This window comes from Parageobacillus caldoxylosilyticus, from assembly GCF_019272935.1.
In the GTDB taxonomy this organism is placed as follows: domain Bacteria; phylum Bacillota; class Bacilli; order Bacillales; family Anoxybacillaceae; genus Saccharococcus; species Saccharococcus caldoxylosilyticus.
This window is the reverse complement of the sequence record NZ_CP040553.1, coordinates 2,899,905-2,915,462: the sequence shown is the minus strand read 5'-3', so window position 1 is coordinate 2,915,462 and position 15,558 is coordinate 2,899,905. Positions and strand designations below refer to the sequence as shown.

The 15,558-nt window shown below is 45.0% G+C and carries 14 protein-coding genes; 2 read left to right on the top strand and 12 right to left on the bottom strand.

Annotated elements, in window-relative coordinates; all coding sequences use genetic code 11:
- Positions 1-97 precede the first annotated feature (97 nt).
- Positions 98-2,164 carry a sigma-54 interaction domain-containing protein gene (locus BV455_RS14990; protein WP_042408499.1) on the bottom strand — a complete coding sequence of 689 codons (2,067 nt, stop codon included), beginning with the start codon at positions 2,162-2,164 and terminating at the stop codon, positions 98-100.
- 138 nt (positions 2,165-2,302) lie between these two features.
- Between BV455_RS14990 and BV455_RS14985 the strand changes: the two genes are divergently transcribed.
- A complete protein-coding gene (locus tag BV455_RS14985; RefSeq protein ID WP_026078465.1) occupies positions 2,303-2,551 on the top strand; it encodes a DUF2627 domain-containing protein in 249 nt (82 codons plus the stop codon).
- A gap of 10 nt (positions 2,552-2,561) precedes the next feature.
- Here the strand turns inward: BV455_RS14985 and BV455_RS14980 are convergent, their stop codons facing one another.
- A complete protein-coding gene (locus BV455_RS14980) occupies positions 2,562-3,290 on the bottom strand; it encodes a glycerophosphodiester phosphodiesterase (RefSeq protein ID WP_042408501.1) in 729 nt (242 codons plus the stop codon).
- Positions 3,291-3,393: 103 nt separating this feature from the next.
- On the opposite strand from BV455_RS14980, the gene BV455_RS14975 reads away from it, so the two are divergent.
- On the top strand, positions 3,394-3,540 hold the full coding sequence (locus tag BV455_RS14975) for a YycC family protein (RefSeq protein WP_070104534.1): 147 nt from the start codon (positions 3,394-3,396) through the stop codon (positions 3,538-3,540).
- Between the two features lie 943 nt (positions 3,541-4,483).
- On the opposite strand, the gene spo0A is transcribed toward BV455_RS14975, so the two are convergent.
- The 10 genes from spo0A to folD all read right to left on the bottom strand — a co-directional run bounded on the left by spo0A (position 4,484) and on the right by folD (position 15,550).
- A complete protein-coding gene (gene spo0A, locus BV455_RS14970; protein ID WP_017435222.1) occupies positions 4,484-5,263 on the bottom strand; it encodes a sporulation transcription factor Spo0A in 780 nt (259 codons plus the stop codon).
- A 306-nt stretch (positions 5,264-5,569) separates the two neighbouring features.
- Positions 5,570-6,862, bottom strand: a complete 1,293-nt coding sequence (gene spoIVB / locus BV455_RS14965) for a SpoIVB peptidase (protein WP_042408504.1) — start codon at positions 6,860-6,862, stop codon at positions 5,570-5,572.
- Positions 6,863-6,987: 125 nt separating this feature from the next.
- Positions 6,988-8,709, bottom strand: a complete 1,722-nt coding sequence (recN, locus tag BV455_RS14960) for a DNA repair protein RecN (RefSeq protein WP_042408507.1) — start codon at positions 8,707-8,709, stop codon at positions 6,988-6,990.
- Between the two features lie 19 nt (positions 8,710-8,728).
- On the bottom strand, positions 8,729-9,178 hold the full coding sequence (gene ahrC / locus BV455_RS14955; protein ID WP_017435219.1) for a transcriptional regulator AhrC/ArgR: 450 nt from the start codon (positions 9,176-9,178) through the stop codon (positions 8,729-8,731).
- Positions 9,179-9,245: 67 nt separating this feature from the next.
- Positions 9,246-10,079, bottom strand: coding sequence for a TlyA family RNA methyltransferase (locus tag BV455_RS14950; protein WP_042408509.1), 834 nt, complete (start codon positions 10,077-10,079; stop codon positions 9,246-9,248).
- A gap of 3 nt (positions 10,080-10,082) precedes the next feature.
- Positions 10,083-11,975, bottom strand: a complete 1,893-nt coding sequence (gene dxs / locus BV455_RS14945; RefSeq protein WP_042408512.1) for a 1-deoxy-D-xylulose-5-phosphate synthase — start codon at positions 11,973-11,975, stop codon at positions 10,083-10,085.
- Between the two features lie 212 nt (positions 11,976-12,187).
- The gene (locus BV455_RS14940; RefSeq protein ID WP_174407481.1) at positions 12,188-13,072 is read right to left on the bottom strand and encodes a polyprenyl synthetase family protein; all 885 of its coding nucleotides are present in this window, start codon (positions 13,070-13,072) and stop codon (positions 12,188-12,190) included.
- Between the two features lie 12 nt (positions 13,073-13,084).
- Positions 13,085-13,318, bottom strand: a complete 234-nt coding sequence (locus BV455_RS14935; RefSeq protein ID WP_017435215.1) for an exodeoxyribonuclease VII small subunit — start codon at positions 13,316-13,318, stop codon at positions 13,085-13,087.
- Positions 13,311-14,666 carry an exodeoxyribonuclease VII large subunit gene (xseA, locus tag BV455_RS14930; protein ID WP_042408518.1) on the bottom strand — a complete coding sequence of 452 codons (1,356 nt, stop codon included), beginning with the start codon at positions 14,664-14,666 and terminating at the stop codon, positions 13,311-13,313. Before xseA ends, BV455_RS14935 begins: the two co-directional genes overlap by 8 nt.
- Before the next feature lie 29 nt (positions 14,667-14,695).
- Entirely contained in the window at positions 14,696-15,550 is an 855-nt protein-coding gene (folD, locus tag BV455_RS14925; protein ID WP_017435213.1) for a bifunctional methylenetetrahydrofolate dehydrogenase/methenyltetrahydrofolate cyclohydrolase FolD, read from the bottom strand.
- Between the last annotated feature and the right edge of the window lie 8 nt (positions 15,551-15,558).

The following is a 15,558-nucleotide window of genomic DNA, read 5'->3' as shown; positions in this document are numbered from 1 at the left end:
ACATGCAAAAAGCGTGCCAACCCAAAAAATTGAAAGCGCTTTATTTTTTCGGATTTTATTTTGCTGGTTATACGCAATAATTTGCATACCGTGCAAATTATTGCGTGCTATTTTTGTCAATTCCATATTTCTCCAGCTTGTAATATAAATTACGAATAGAAATGCCAAGCGCCCGCGCTGTCGCCGTTTTATTGTTGTTGTATTTTCGCAGCGCCTGCTCGATAATGCCCGCTTCGTATTGCTCTACCATCTCTTCAAGCGGACGAATTTCCAGCTCCTTTTCATTTTTGCGGAAAGGGGAATCGGCCCGCGAAATATCAAGGGGCGGAATATGATGAACATCGATCATCACTTCATTAAACTTCATAAAAATCATCGCCCTGCCTAATACGTTTTCCAATTCACGCACATTCCCCGGCCAATCGTAAGCGAGCAAGCGATCAAGAGCGGCCGGTGTGACTCCTTCGACGTTGCGCCCGTAATCTTGGTTCAGCTTCTGAATTAAATGCTGGCACAACGCCGGGATATCTTCCTTCCTTGCCCGCAGTGGCGGAATGTAAATCGGCATGCGGTTTAAGCGGTAATATAAATCTTCGCGGAATGTCCCTTCGGCAATCGCTTTCTCTAAGTTGACATTCGTGGCGGCAATGACGCGGACGTTAATCGGTATTGGCTTTGTGCCGCCGACACGGACGATTTCCCCTTCTTGCAGAACGCGAAGCAATTTCGCCTGTGTATTCGCGGAAAGCTCGCCGATTTCATCAAGGAAAATGCTGCCGTTGTTCGCCTCTTCAAATAAACCGCGTTTGCCGCCGCGTTTTGCCCCGGAAAATGCTCCTTCTTCATAACCAAATAGCTCGCTCTCCAACAGTGTTTCAGAAATGGCCGCACAATTGACACGGATAAATTTGTTGTATTTTCTATCACTTGCATTATGAATCGCATGGGCGAACAATTCTTTTCCCGTGCCGGATTCACCGCGCAGCAATATCGTCGCCGGCGTTTTTGCGGCCACTTTCGCTTGTTCAATTGCTACCTTTATTTCCTCCGACGTGCCGATAATATCGGCAAACGAATATTTCGCTTCAAGCGTGCGGATAATTTGCCTTGCCCGATTGAGCTCCGCTGTCAGCCGCTGAATCTCGGATACGTCATGAATCACCCCGACGCTGCCTTTCAGCACTCCGTCGACAATAATCGGCGCCACATTCACGACCACATCGCGGTTTTTCGGGCCGACCTTCATGCGCACCCCGCGGACAGGCCGTCGCGTTTTTAGCACTTGCATATGCATGCTTTCCCCTTCGGCAATATCGGCTGTCGCCGGCTTGCCGATTACTTCTTCTTCCGACAGGCCGGTAATGCGCGTATACGCCGGGTTAATTAAAATGCCGTTTCCATGCTCATCGACAACGGAAATCGCTTCCTCTGATGAATGAATAATCGCTTCGAGCATCATGCGCATTTCTTTTAAATCGGTAATTTCCTCGGCCAGTTTCACCAATTCGGTAATATCTTTAAAAATCGCCAGAGCGCCGAACAGTTTCCCGGTCTCATCGATCATCGGAATTCTTGTCGTGATAACTTTTTTCCCGTTGGCTAGCTTTACTTCTTGGTGAAATTCCGTCTGTTTCGTTTTTAATACCCGCGGCAGCCCGCTTGTCGGCAGAACTTCTAAAATGTGTTTCCCGATTACTTTTTCCTTGTCCACTTCAATCATTTCGGCGGCGCTGTTATTAATATCGGTAATGTAAGCATATTCATCCACGACAATCATGCCATCATGCGAAGCGTTAAAAATTAAGCCGCGTCTCGTCGTTTCGCTTTTCAACTTTGCAATCAACATTTCCTTTTCTTTCACCAGTTCTGCCATCATATGGGCAACGGCTCCTGGTACGACAGTGATGTTAGGAGCGCACTCCCTGCGAATGTCATCCAACACTTCCTGCTTCCCTGTTGCTTCAATCACGAGATCAATTTCTTTATTAATAAAAGCACGCCAATCCGTGCCGACAGCGATATCCATCTCTCGCGCCAGTTTGATTCCTGGAGCCATCTCATCGATATCTACTACGGCTGTTACTTGAAACACCGCCGTTTTATGCAGCAGTTTTAGCAGCGCCGTTCCCCCAGTTCCAGCGCCAACAATTAATACTTTTTTCATCGTTCTTCACCACGCTTTGGCATATGCAATTTTTTGCAGGCATTTTTATCATAACGGTTTTTTCCTTGCTTGACAAACGCAGAGGAACAGTTAAGATGGTTCATGAAACTACCTTTTCGCGAAAGGATCACGATGACGATGGTACGAATGATCGCTCTTCTTATTTTAGTGATTCCCGGCTTATTGGCGGCGCTTGGAATTAAATGGATGCGCGACACCTTATTTGGTATTTTGCATTCACCATTTCCATTTCTTTCCCTGCAGTTTTTAGCAGGTTTCCTTTTGTTTGCAGGCGGTCTAGCATTTATCGGCGGATTTATTTTACATCGCGACCGCAAGCGCAATAAAGTGCAGCCGCGGTTTCAAAACAAGAAAAAAACACCTTAAACATTTTTGTTTAAGGCGTTTTTTTTAATACTTCCCTTGCCTGGCGCGGATAATCGGTAAAAATGGCATCGACTTTGTATTGGAACATTTTTTTCATTAAAGATTCTCCGTTAATGGTAAAAGGGCGAACAGCAATTTGGTGATGGCGGGCTTGGCGGATAAACGCCTCTGTCACCGTGCGATGATAAGGGTGCAGCCCCTTTGCCTGCATAACGCGGACATAGTGCCACGGTTCATATAACGGCTCGATATACAACAAAGCCGTTTCGATCACGGGAGCAAGGCGGTGGCACAACGCCATGCTGTTATGGTTAAAGGACGAGAGAACGGTCCTATCCTCAAGATGGTAGTGACGGATCATGTCAATCACTTTTTGTTCCAACTTTTCGTAGGCAATCAGGCTGTTTTTTAATTCGATATTCAATAGGAGGGGTTTCGAACAAATCCAGGCAAGCACTTCCTCTAACAACGGAATGCGGCAGACGCCATATTGATCGGCAAATTTATATGCTGCATTAAACTGCTGCAGTTCATGGTACGTAAAGTCTTTGACCCATCCTGTCCCATCGGTCGTGCGATCGATCGTTTCATCATGAATGACGACAATTTGTCCGTCTTTTGTCAGTTGCACATCTAATTCAATGCCGTCTGCTCCCACCCTCTCTGCTTCATAAAAAGCAATCATCGTATTTTCCGGATGCGTGCCGGCGGAACCGCGGTGCGCGAAAATTTTCGTCATCTGTTTGTTACTCCTTTCCGTTCCCGATGCAAAAGCGATCATAAAAATATATGCGAGAAAACAAAAAGTTGCTATACTTTTTATAAGCAAGCGAGGTGATACGATGCAGCCGCTGAAAATTTCTTTGGAAACGGCGCAAAAGCTGGCCAAAGCGCTAGGAATGCCGATCGAACGAATCATGCACATGCCGCAGCATATTTTAGTGCAAAAATTGCTCGAACTGGAAAAAAAGCAAAACGAGCAATCATAAAAAGGCAGTCCGATGTGGACTGCCTTTTTTATTAGGAAGCCTTATGTCCCCATCTTAACCCCGAGTTCGACACTCACTAGGCAAACCAATCATCCTCACGGGAGTTCTACTCTTTTCTGTTCTTTTCCTGCCAGACAAAAAAATTTGCCTACTACTCATCATATCACGTCAGTAACGTATTCAAACAAGAGGGATTCGCAAAGCGGCTAAGTCAAGAGATGCGGAAGGCTCACCGCGCATTAACACCATTTTTTTCGTGGTTCATTGGGAAAATAATGGGAAATAGTCGCTTTTTTACCTAATTTGGGGTAATATTAACTTAGGGTCAATCGTGCGAGCAGGGTGGGCGGTTGAGCCTCCAATAAGGAGGGGAATCCGATGGACATGCCGACAGCAATGTTTATGATCTCGTTGGTAACGTTGGTCGTGTTGCTGATCGATAAAATAAAAAAGTAACCCACCCTGTGTTTGGCGGACGGAGGGTGGATTACTTTTCCTAAAAATCCCAATGAAGTTTTGCCAATCGCTCATCTTGTGACGTGCGATTGACTTAAACTGTGGTGTTGACACACACATATCATATTATATCATGCTTCCGAAGGTTAAAAAATATAAATCGATAAATTATTTTTACAAAGCGTTGAATTTCGCATCCGACGACTTATGTATAAAAAATATCTCTCGTTTGCTTCTGTGAGAGATGTTTTTTATTTTACGGCAATGATAAACTTAACAAATCCGCCAGTTGTCTCACCACCATCTGTCTAATTCCATATCAAAATCGGACAAAATCAAAACACCTCCTACTTACCGTTGTTTTGCCGGCAATAAGAGGTGTTTTCCTTTCGTATGCGTACGTATAAATATTTATCTGGCTTCATTTCGATATTTATCGGTAACGAATGTTTACTCGAAGCCATAAAACCTTTGATAATTAGCGCCTTTAAGAAGCCTTATGTTCCAATCTTAACTTATCTGCCACCATCGCGATAAATTCCGAGTTCGTCGGTTTTGCTTTTGACATGCTTACAGTGTAGCCGAATAAGGAAGAAATGGATTCAAGATTGCCGCGGCTCCAGGCAACTTCAATCGCATGGCGGATCGCCCGTTCGACACGGCTAGCAGTGGTGTTGTATTTTTTCGCGATATCCGGATAGAGCACTTTTGTAATCGAGCCGAGCAATTCAATATCATGATACACCATGGCGATTGCTTCGCGTAAATATAAATACCCTTTAATATGAGCGGGAACGCCGATTTCATGGATGATGCTCGTAATGCTGGCATCCAAGTTTTTCGGCTTGTTGTCGCGCGCCTGGTAAGATGGAGCTGTCTTTTTCATGAGCGGCGTTGTTTTTCCATGAATTTGTCGGATATGATGCACCAAATTTTCCATATCAAACGGTTTTAAAATAAAGTAAGAGGCGCCAAGTTCAACTGCTTTTTTTGTTACATCCTCCTGGCCAAATGCCGTTAGCATAATGACGTTCGGCTGCTGCTTCAGCTTCGTGCGGATTTTTTCCAGCACCGCCAACCCGTCTAAATGTGGCATAATAATATCTAACAGCAAAATATCCGGTTGCTTTTCTTCGAGCATATATAAGCAATCTTGGCCATTATAAGCCGTGCCGATTACTTCCATATCGCTTTGGCTGGAAATATATTCCTCGAGCAGGCTAACTAATTCGCGATTATCGTCGGCGATACATACTTTAATTTTCAAGAATATCTTCCTCCCCACTCCCTATTTTTCATGCTGTGTAGAAAAATTCCATTTAGGTACATTCGACAATAGGATAACAAAATCCTTTTATTTTTTACAAAATATCAAAAAACAAATGATCAAAAAATTATAACAAAAATTGAGTGAATTTGACAATTGTAAATGGAAATCTTTACATTTTTGTCGAAAAATCCTTATACATTCATTTTATATAATGTTTCACCAAATATCTATGCAAAAAAAATGAATTTATTGACGTTTTTTATAAAATTTTTTACTGAATTGGAAAAAGGCAAGCTGAATCGATCAGCTTGCCTTTTTGTTCTGCTTGCCATATATATCAATTCCCGCTTCGTTCAGCATCCATTCAATATGAACGCCATATCCTGAAGTCGGATCATTCACAAATACGTGTGTAACAGCGCCAACTAATTTCCCGTCTTGAATGATCGGGCTTCCGCTCATTCCTTGAACGATTCCACCCGTCTTTTTCAATAGCCGCGGGTCGGTAACGCGGATGACCAAACCTTTAGTGGCCGGAAATTTTTGCGGAATGGTGCTGACAATTTCAATATCAAATTGCTCGACTTTGTTGTCTTCCACCACCGTCAATATTTTCGCTGGACCTTCTTTTACTTGGTTCGCTAAAGCAATGGGGATCGGTTTGGTAAAAATTCCGTTTTCCACTGGTTTCGTCAGCGTCCCAAAAATGCCGAACGGGCTGTTTTCTGTAATATTTCCAATGACTTCTTCATTCTCAGAAAATCGTGCTAATTTCTCCCCGGGATTGCCGCTGCTTCCTTTTTCAATCGACGTAACCGTTGATTTCATAATTTGCCCATTTTGCACGACAATCGGCTTTTTCGTATCCATGTCAGAAATGACATGGCCGAGTGCTCCGTATTTTTTCGAAATAGGATCATAAAAGGTCATCGTGCCAATTCCCGCTGCGGAATCGCGGATATATAGACCAATACGATAAGCGTGGTCATGTTTATCCTTGAGCGGAATCAATTTAGTCGTAAAGGAGTGTTGGTCACGCAGAACTTGGAGATGAAGCGGTTTTCCTGTTTTTCCTGCTTCCTCAATGAAAGGGGAGAGATCGCTCATCTTTTCAATTTTTTTGCCATTAATACCTGTAATTATATCTCCTACTTTAATTCCGGCTATTTCTCCCGGCGATTTTTTGCCGTTTTCGGTTTCGACGAGATGGTAGCCGACAACCAGAACTCCTACCGTATTTAACTTAACGCCAATCGATTGACCGCCAGGAATGACCTTTAACGTCGGCAGTACTTTTACATCCACTTGTTTGATCGGCACTCCGGCAACTTCTAATACCATTTTCTTTTCTCCACTTTGTTTTGCCTTTATAGAAAGCGAATGAGTCTGTCGCTGAACTTCTATTGATTTGGGAGCGTTTTTTACCGTTGCCTGAACTGGAAGTGCTGCGGTAGGAAATCGTACCGCTTCTCCTTCAAACAGAACGATTTGTTTTGGAATTTGTAAATATTCCTTCATCGGTTTAGACATGCCAATAATCATTAATAAAATAAGGAGAAACATCCCAACGATTTTTCGGATGGTTTCTGTATTCAATCTTGTTCACTCTCCTCGCTCCCACCTACACCCTTTAAAAGGCGGCTACAGTTTTAATTTTGCCTTAAACAGTGGAAATATAATCGATGGGTCTATAAAAAAAGCTACCCATAATGGATAGCCCTTCATTGTTTGATTTTTGTTGCTAGCTCAAGCAATTCTTTTGCATGTTTTTTTGTCAGCTCCGTAATTTCCACACCGGAAATCATCCGCCCAATTTCTTTTACTTTTTCTTCCTCTGTCAATGCTTTCACAAGCGTTTTCGTTCGGGTTCCGTCCGTTTCTTTTGCGATAAACAGATGCGTATCTGCCATTGCTGCTACTTGCGGCAAGTGGGAAATGCAGAGCACTTGCGAATCGATGGAAATGCGGTAAATCTTTTCGGCAATCGCTTGAGCCACACGGCCGCTGACGCCTGTATCCACTTCATCAAAAATGATCGATGTAACCCCCTGGTGTTTCGAGAAAATGCTTTTTAGCGCCAGCATGATGCGCGACAGCTCACCGCCGGAAGCAATTTTGGCAAGCGGTTTAAGTGGTTCGCCGACATTGGTGGAAATATAAAATTCGACCACATCCACGCCGTCTTCATGGAACTTGACGGGCACCCCGTCCAAAAGCGGCGCATCGAGCGGCCCTTCCCGCTTGGCAAATACGATGTCAAACTGCGTTTTTTCCATATATAGATCTTTTAGTTCCTGATGGATACGGTCGATTAACATTTTTGCATATTTTTTGCGGACATTGGTTACGTTTTTTGCTTCAATTAATAAATCTTCCGTCACCGATTTTAGTTCTTTCTGCAACTCATCAACATGGATTTCCCGGTTTCGAATCGTATCAATTTCTTCGCTAATTTTTTCCGCGTATTGCAAAATTTCTTCAATCGTCGGGCCGTATTTTCGTTTTAATTGATTAATCTCGCCTAGGCGGCTTTCGATGAGGTCGAGACGGTATGGATCATATTCTAATTGTTCAAGTTGATCGCGCAATTTATACATGATGTCTTCTAATAAATAATAGCTATTGGCGATCGTTTCATACACTTCCTTTAGCTCCGGATCAATGGAAGCAACATCGTCTAAATGGCTCATCGCCAGCCCTATCCAATCGAGGCCGCGCTGCTCGCCAGACAGCGCTTCATAGCTATGTTTCAAGGCTTCGTAAATTTTTTGGAAATTAACGATTTTTACTTTTTCCTCCATCAATTGTTCGTCTTCATTTGGCTGCAAATTCGCCTGCTGAATTTCATTAAGCTGGAACGTCAACAAATCAAGTCGATGGGCCATTTGCTGTTCATTTTCATTTAATTTTTTCAGCTTCTTCCGCAATTGTTCATATTTCTCATAAACCGAGCGGTATTCGGCAAGCGCTTCTGCAATTTCCGCTCCCCCGAATTCATCCAGTAGCGGAAGATGCCGGGCCGGATCCATCAATTCTTGATGTTCATGCTGCCCGTGAATATCAACGAGCGTCGAACCAATCTCCCGCAATACCGCTGTCGTTACTAATTTTCCGTTTACGCGGCATACGCTTTTTCCGGTCGCGAAAATTTCGCGGCGTAGCACGACCATTCCCTCGCTAATATCGATGCCGACTTCGGCGCATTTGCCATAACACGGATGAGTTTCATCGTTTAATAAAAAAAGTCCCTCTATTTCCGCCTTTTCTTCTCCATAACGGACAAATTCTGCGGAACCGCGGCCGCCAATCAGCAAATAAATGGCATCAATAATAATCGATTTTCCTGCTCCCGTTTCCCCTGTTAATACTGTTAGCCCTTTCTCAAACGAAATCGACAGCGATTCGATAATGGCGAAATTTTTTATGGATAATTCCGCAAGCAAAGGGAATCACCACCTCTATTTAAAGCATTTCCATCAACTGTTTTGACACCTTTTTTGCATCTTTTTCCGTGCGGCAAATAATGAGGCATGTATCATCGCCGCAAATCGTGCCGACGATTTCGTTCCAATCCAAATTATCCAATAAAACACCGATGGCATGCGCATTCCCCGGCAACGTTTTTAAAACAAGCAAGTTTCCGGCCCCATCCAATTTGACAAACACATCTACTAAAACGCGTTTGAGTTTTTGCACCGGATTGAAGCGCTGATCAGAAGGCAGGCTGTATTTATAGCGCCCGTTGGCCATCGGCACCTTGACAAGCTGCATTTCTTTGATATCCCTTGATACCGTCGCCTGCGTTACGTTAAACCCTGCTTTCTTCAGCATATCGACTAATTCATCTTGCGTTTCGATGTCGTGAGTCATAATAATTTCGCGAATTTTAATGTGCCTTTGTCCTTTGTTCAAATCCGCCACCTCACCAAAATAATGTCACGGTAAAAACGGGAATAACAACAACCGTTATTCCCTTTTCTTAAGCAGAACTGTTTTTTAGCTGTACATGGGCTTCTTTTACCACTTCAGCGACCGTCTCTACCAAATGATTCTCTCCTTCTTCATGATTTCCCGGAAAGCGAAGGTGGAGCAAAAATTCAATATTGCCATCGCCGCCGGTAATCGGAGAATAAGATATATCCATGACATCAAATCCTTCACGAAGGGCAAACGCTATGATCGACTCCAACACTTCCTCGTGCACGGCCGGATCGCGAACGATCCCCTTTTTGCCGACTTTTTCCCGCCCCGCTTCAAACTGCGGCTTTACCAGCGCGATGACGTCGCTGCCGGGTACCAGTACCGTTTTTAATACCGGCAATATTAATTTCAAAGAAATAAAGGAAACATCGATCGTCGCAAATTGTGGAAGCCCTTTCGTAAAATAATCCGGCGTAACGTAGCGGAAATTGGTCCGCTCCATCACGACGACGCGCTCGTCTTGGCGCAGTTTCCACGCCAATTGATTATAGCCGACATCAAGCGCGTAAGATAGTTTCGCGCCGTGCTGCAAGGCGCAATCGGTAAACCCACCGGTAGATGCCCCAATATCTAAAACAATTTTATCTTTGACGCTGACGTCAAACGTACGCAGCGCTTTTTCCAATTTTAAGCCGCCGCGGCTGACATACGGAATAGCGTTTCCTTTCACCGTTAGCGGGATGTCTACGGGCACCTTTTCTCCGGGCTTGTCTAAGCGGACTTCATTCGAATAAACAAGTCCAGCCATAATCGCACGTTTTGCTTTTTCCCGTGTTTCCATTAAGCCGCGTTCTACCAATAGCACATCTAGACGTTCTTTTTTCGCTTTCATCTCTCATGCCCTTTTTTGCTTTTTTGGTATGATCGTTTTGACTCGATCAATAATATGAGAAGTGGTTAAGCCGATTTCATTGAGCAGCTCTTTGACACTGCCATGTTCAATAAAACGATCAGGAATGCCCATGCGGTTAATCACTGCTTGATGGTAGCCATGATCATGGGCAAACTCCAAAACAGCGCTGCCAAATCCGCCCTGTAGTACCGCTTCTTCAATTGTTAAAATCGGTACATTGCTTTCCAGCAAATCGTGCAGCATTTTTTCATCCATTGGCTTAATGAAGCGGGCATTGACGACCTTTACAGAAACATTTTCTTTCGCCAACTTCTCCGCCGCCTCAAGCGCCATGGAAATCGTCGTACCGAATGTTAAAATCGCCAGATCGCTGCCTTCACGCAATACTTCCCATGTGCCGATCGGAATTTCCTTGAGTTCCTCATCCAATTTCACGCCAAGCCCATTGCCGCGCGGAAAGCGAAGTGCGATCGGCCCGTCGTCATATTGGATGGCCGTATATACCATGTGCTGGCCTTCGTTTTCGTCTTTTGGCATCATAATGACAAGGTTCGGAATGTGTCGCAAAAAGGCGATATCAAACACTCCTTGATGCGTTTCCCCGTCCGCACCGACAAGCCCGGCACGGTCAATCGCAAAAAAGACGTTTAAGTTTTGCCGGCACACATCATGAACAACTTGGTCATACGCCCGCTGCAAAAATGTCGAATAAATCGCCAAAAACGGCTTCATTCCTTGCGTCGCCAGACCTGCCGCGAGCGTTGTCGCATGCTGTTCGGCAATTCCGACATCAAACATCCGATCCGGGAATTCGCTTGCAAACCCTTCTAATTTCGAGCCGACCGGCATCGCCGGTGTAATCGCGACAATTCGCTTATCGGTGCGCGCCAGCTTCCGCACCGTTTCGCTGACAAGTTCGCTCCACGACGGGGCCGTCTCCACCGGTTTTAGAAAATCGCCAGTTTCGATTTTATACGGGCCGGTGCCGTGCCAAGTTCCTACTTTATCATTTTCTGCCGGACTATACCCTTTTCCTTTTTTCGTAATCACATGGAGAAGCACCGGGCCTTTTGTCTTTTTGGCGTAACGCAAATTTTCGAACAAATCATCGAAATTATGGCCATCAACAGGGCCAAGGTACGTAAATCCTAATTCCTCAAAAAAAACACCGGAAACAAGCAAATATTTCAGGCTGTCTTTAATGCGCTCCGCCGTTGCCGCCAATTTGCCGCCGACAGCCGGAATTCGTTTTAATAACAACTCTAATTCATCTTTGACCCATTGATATTTCCCTGCTGTCCGCAGACGCCCAAGCACATTGTGAAGCGCGCCAACATTCGGAGCGATCGACATCTCATTATCGTTTAAAACGACAATAATATCTTTTTTCTCATGCCCGATATGATTGAGCGCCTCAAGCGCCATGCCGCCCGTCAGCGCCCCATCACCGATAATCGGAACGATATATTCATCCGTTCCCTTCAAATCGCGGGCAATGGCCATTCCCATCGCTGCGGATAGCGATGTGGAACTATGACCCGTTTCCCATACGTCATGTTCGCTTTCGCTTCGTTTTGGAAATCCGGACAGCCCCTTGTACTGCCGCAATGTATCAAATTCGGCGGCACGTCCCGTTAAAATTTTATGAACATATGCCTGATGGCCGACGTCCCAAATTAGCTTGTCCTTTGGACTGTCAAACTCTTTATGAAGCGCAATCGTCAGCTCGACGACGCCTAGGTTTGGGCCGATATGCCCGCCTGTTTTCGACAGCTTTTCAATTAAAAATTTGCGAATATCAGCGCTTAGCTCAATGAGTTGCTTTGTCGACATATTTTTTAAAAAGCGCGGATTTTCGATTTTCGTAACATCCAAACGAGATCACTCGCTTTCGTTTTTATCCTTTCCTCTAACCACGTTGCTATAATAAGAAGTTAGTTATTATTATACATGATTGGACATAAAAAATCGATTTTTGTTAGTAAGAGAAAAAGAGCCGCTAACACGAATGTGATAACGGCATACAAGGAAAAACTCTCATTATTTCACTATAACATATTAGTTTGCAATCAGCAATGAACACTGTGTTAATGGTCGCGTGTAGCAACTAAATCACAAATATATTGCAATACGTCATCCTTCACTCCTGCTTTTTGCAAACAGCGCTTTGCCTCGGCAATGTGCAAAGCTAACTTCCCTTTCGCTCCCTCCATCGTCAATAACGACGGATATGTCACTTTTTTCTTTTCCACATCGCTGCCGACCCGTTTGCCAATCTTATCTTCCGAACCTTCAATATCGAGAATATCATCGCGAATTTGAAAAGCAAGGCCAAGATGGGAGGCAAATTCATATAAATCACGTTGCTGTCTTTCGCTAGCCCCAGCAAGCAATGCGCCTGCCAATACGCTGTATTGCAGCATTTTTCCGGTTTTATGGCGATGGATATATTCGAGCTGTGCAAGCGACAGTTCCCGACCTTCTCCTTCGATATCAGCAACTTGTCCCGCGACCATTCCTTCCGGCCCCGCCGCTTTCGCCAGCTCTTCGATTAAACGAATTTGGACTTCCGGTGCGATGCGGTCATCCTTCATCTCTGCGATAACCTGAAACGCGTATGTCAGCAATCCGTCTCCAGCCAAAATCGCCATCGCCTCGCCAAACACTTTATGGTTTGTCGGTTTGCCGCGCCGCAAATCGTCGTCATCCATGCTCGGCAAGTCATCATGAATTAATGAGTATGTATGGAGCATCTCAATCGCACAGGCGACGGGAAGGCCAATATCCGGATCTTTTTCAAACGAATGCAAAGTGGCAAACAGAAGCAGCGGTCGAATCCGCTTCCCGCCTGCTTCCAGCGAGTACGCCATCGCCTGTTTCAGCGTATCAGGCGCTTGCAGCCTTGCAATATAACGCGGCAGCGTTGCTTCCAAACGCTGTTTTTGCTGCTGCAAAAATTGTTCTACTGCCATCCGGTTCAAGCGTTATTCCTCCTCCTGCATCGAGAAAGGAGCGAGCTGTCCATCCTCTCGCAAAATATATTCCATCTGCTTTTCGACATGCTGCAGTTTATCGTGACAAAGCTTGGAAAGTCTCATTCCTTCTTGAAAAAAAGAAATCGCCTGTTCCAGCGGCACATTTCCTTCTTCTAATTTTTCGACGATCTCTTCTAACTTTTGTATTGCTTCTTCAAACGTCAGTTCTTTTTCCTCACTCATGTAGCTGCTTCTCCTCCATTCCCCATACGTGGCAGTCAATTTGTCCATCTTGCAAGCGTACTTGAATCATATCTCCGATCTGAAGCTGGCGAATGCTTTTTACAAGTTCCTTTTTTTCATTATAAACTAAGCTATACCCTCGCTCCATAATTTTCAGCGGACTAAGCGCATGCAAATGGGAAACAAGCGATGCAAAACGAAGCTCGTGTTGATGCATAATCGTACGCATCTCTTTTTCCAGTGTTTTCGCCAATGATTGCTGTTTTTCTTTCATTCTCGAAAGCTGTTCAGCCGGATGGTAGCGCAACAAAGTCAAGCGCAGCTGTTCAAGCCGTTCGCGCTGTTTATCGAACATCCGCTCGGTATGACGCTGCAATCGTTCCAGCAAAGCGTCTAGCTGCTGTTCTTTTTGTTCATACAGTTTTTCCGGGTATCGAAAGGCGTAGGACTTTTGCACACGTGACAGCCGTTCTGATTCCATCGCTATTTTTTCTTTCATGGCGCGTATAAGCCGAACTCTTCTCTGGGAAATACGTTCAATCAGCTCGGTTATATGCGGTACGGCCAATTCCGCCGCACCCGTTGGGGTTGGTGCGCGCAAGTCGGCAACAAAATCAGCGATCGTAAAGTCAGTCTCATGGCCAACCGCAGAAATAATCGGCACTTCGGAGGCAAAAATGGCGCGGGCGACGATTTCCTCATTAAACGCCCATAATTCTTCAATCGAGCCGCCTCCGCGACCGACAATCAGAACATCAATATAGCCAAGTTCATTCGCTTTTTCGATGGAACGGACGATTGATTCTGCCGCATGTTCCCCTTGAACGAGCGTCGGAAATAAAATGATCGTGGCAATCGGATAACGGCGCCGAATCGTTGTGATAATATCGCGGATCGCCGCTCCGGTCGGCGAAGTGGCGACTCCGATATAGCGTGGGAAGGCGGGAAGCGGCTTTTTATGCTGCGGCGAAAACAATCCTTCCGCCTCAAGCCGCTTTTTTAGCTGTTCATACGCCAAATATAAATTTCCGATTCCTTCCGGCTGCATTTCTTTTACGTAAATTTGATAGTTTCCGCTCGGCTCGTAAACGGAAATCTCGCCGCGAACGAGCACTTTCATGCCATCTTCCGGACGAAAATGCAAATATTGATTATATCCGGCAAACATGACCGCCTGAATGCGGGCTTGTTCATCTTTCAGCGTAAAATACATATGGCCGCGAGAATGATATTTAAAATTGGAAATTTCCCCTTTAATCCACAAATCGCGCAAATGCGGATCCACATCAAACTTGCGTTTAATGTATTTCGTCAGCGCTCCGACGGTTACATATTTTATCTCTGCCACCGCTTTAACCCTCTCTTATGGAATGAACTTTACCGGTGCATAAGCTCCTTTGCCGCTTCAATCGTATTATGAAGCAGCATCGTAATCGTCATCGGCCCGACCCCTTTTGGAACCGGTGTAATGTAACTTGCTACTTCCTTTACTTCATCGAAATTGACATCTCCGCACAGCTTTCCATTTTCCAGCCGGTTTACGCCGACATCAATGACCACCGCCCCTGGTTTGACATAATCAGCGCCAATCAACCGTGCTTTGCCGACAGCAACGATTAAAATATCGGCCTGACGCGTAATGGCAGCTAAATTGTTTGTTTTCGAATGGCAATACGTCACCGTCGCATGCTCGCGCAAAAACAGCTGTCCAACCGGCTTACCGACAATGTTGCTGCGGCCGACAACAACCACATGTTTCCCTGCAATATCCACGCCGATCGATTTCACCATTACTAAAATACCATATGGCGTACAAGGGAGAAACGCTTTTTGTCCGACCATCATTCTGCCGACGTTAATAGGATGAAACCCATCCACATCTTTTTCTGGAGAGATTGTTTCAATCACTTTTAGCTCGTTAATATGGCTAGGAAGCGGAAGCTGCACTAAAATGCCGTGCACGGATGGATCGGCGTTCAATTCTTGAATTTTTTCTAATAAAAATTGTTCCGTAATCGTCGCCGGAAACGTCAACAGTGTTGAACGAATGCCGACTTCCGCACACGCTTTTTGCTTTCCTTTTACGTAAGAATGGGAAGCGGGATCATCGCCGACAAGAATGACCGCAAGCCCCGGCTCGATTCCTTTTTGCTTTAGCACCTCTACTTCTTTTGCCAATTGTCCTCTTATTTCCTTTGCCAGCTCGGCGCCGCTAATGATTTGTGCTGTCATGGGCAACC

Coding starts and splice junctions, on each gene's coding strand:
- BV455_RS14940 (WP_174407481.1), bottom strand. CDS start 13,072: ATGGCAGTAGAACAATTTTTGCAGCAGCAAAAACAGCGTTTGGAAGCA.
- folD (WP_017435213.1), bottom strand. CDS start 15,550: ATGACAGCACAAATCATTAGCGGCGCCGAGCTGGCAAAGGAAATAAGA.
- BV455_RS14950 (WP_042408509.1), bottom strand. CDS start 10,079: ATGAAAGCGAAAAAAGAACGTCTAGATGTGCTATTGGTAGAACGCGGC.
- BV455_RS14975 (WP_070104534.1), top strand. CDS start 3,394: ATGCAGCCGCTGAAAATTTCTTTGGAAACGGCGCAAAAGCTGGCCAAA.
- BV455_RS14935 (WP_017435215.1), bottom strand. CDS start 13,318: ATGAGTGAGGAAAAAGAACTGACGTTTGAAGAAGCAATACAAAAGTTA.
- BV455_RS14980 (WP_042408501.1), bottom strand. CDS start 3,290: ATGACGAAAATTTTCGCGCACCGCGGTTCCGCCGGCACGCATCCGGAA.
- BV455_RS14985 (WP_026078465.1), top strand. CDS start 2,303: ATGGTACGAATGATCGCTCTTCTTATTTTAGTGATTCCCGGCTTATTG.
- BV455_RS14990 (WP_042408499.1), bottom strand. CDS start 2,164: ATGAAAAAAGTATTAATTGTTGGCGCTGGAACTGGGGGAACGGCGCTG.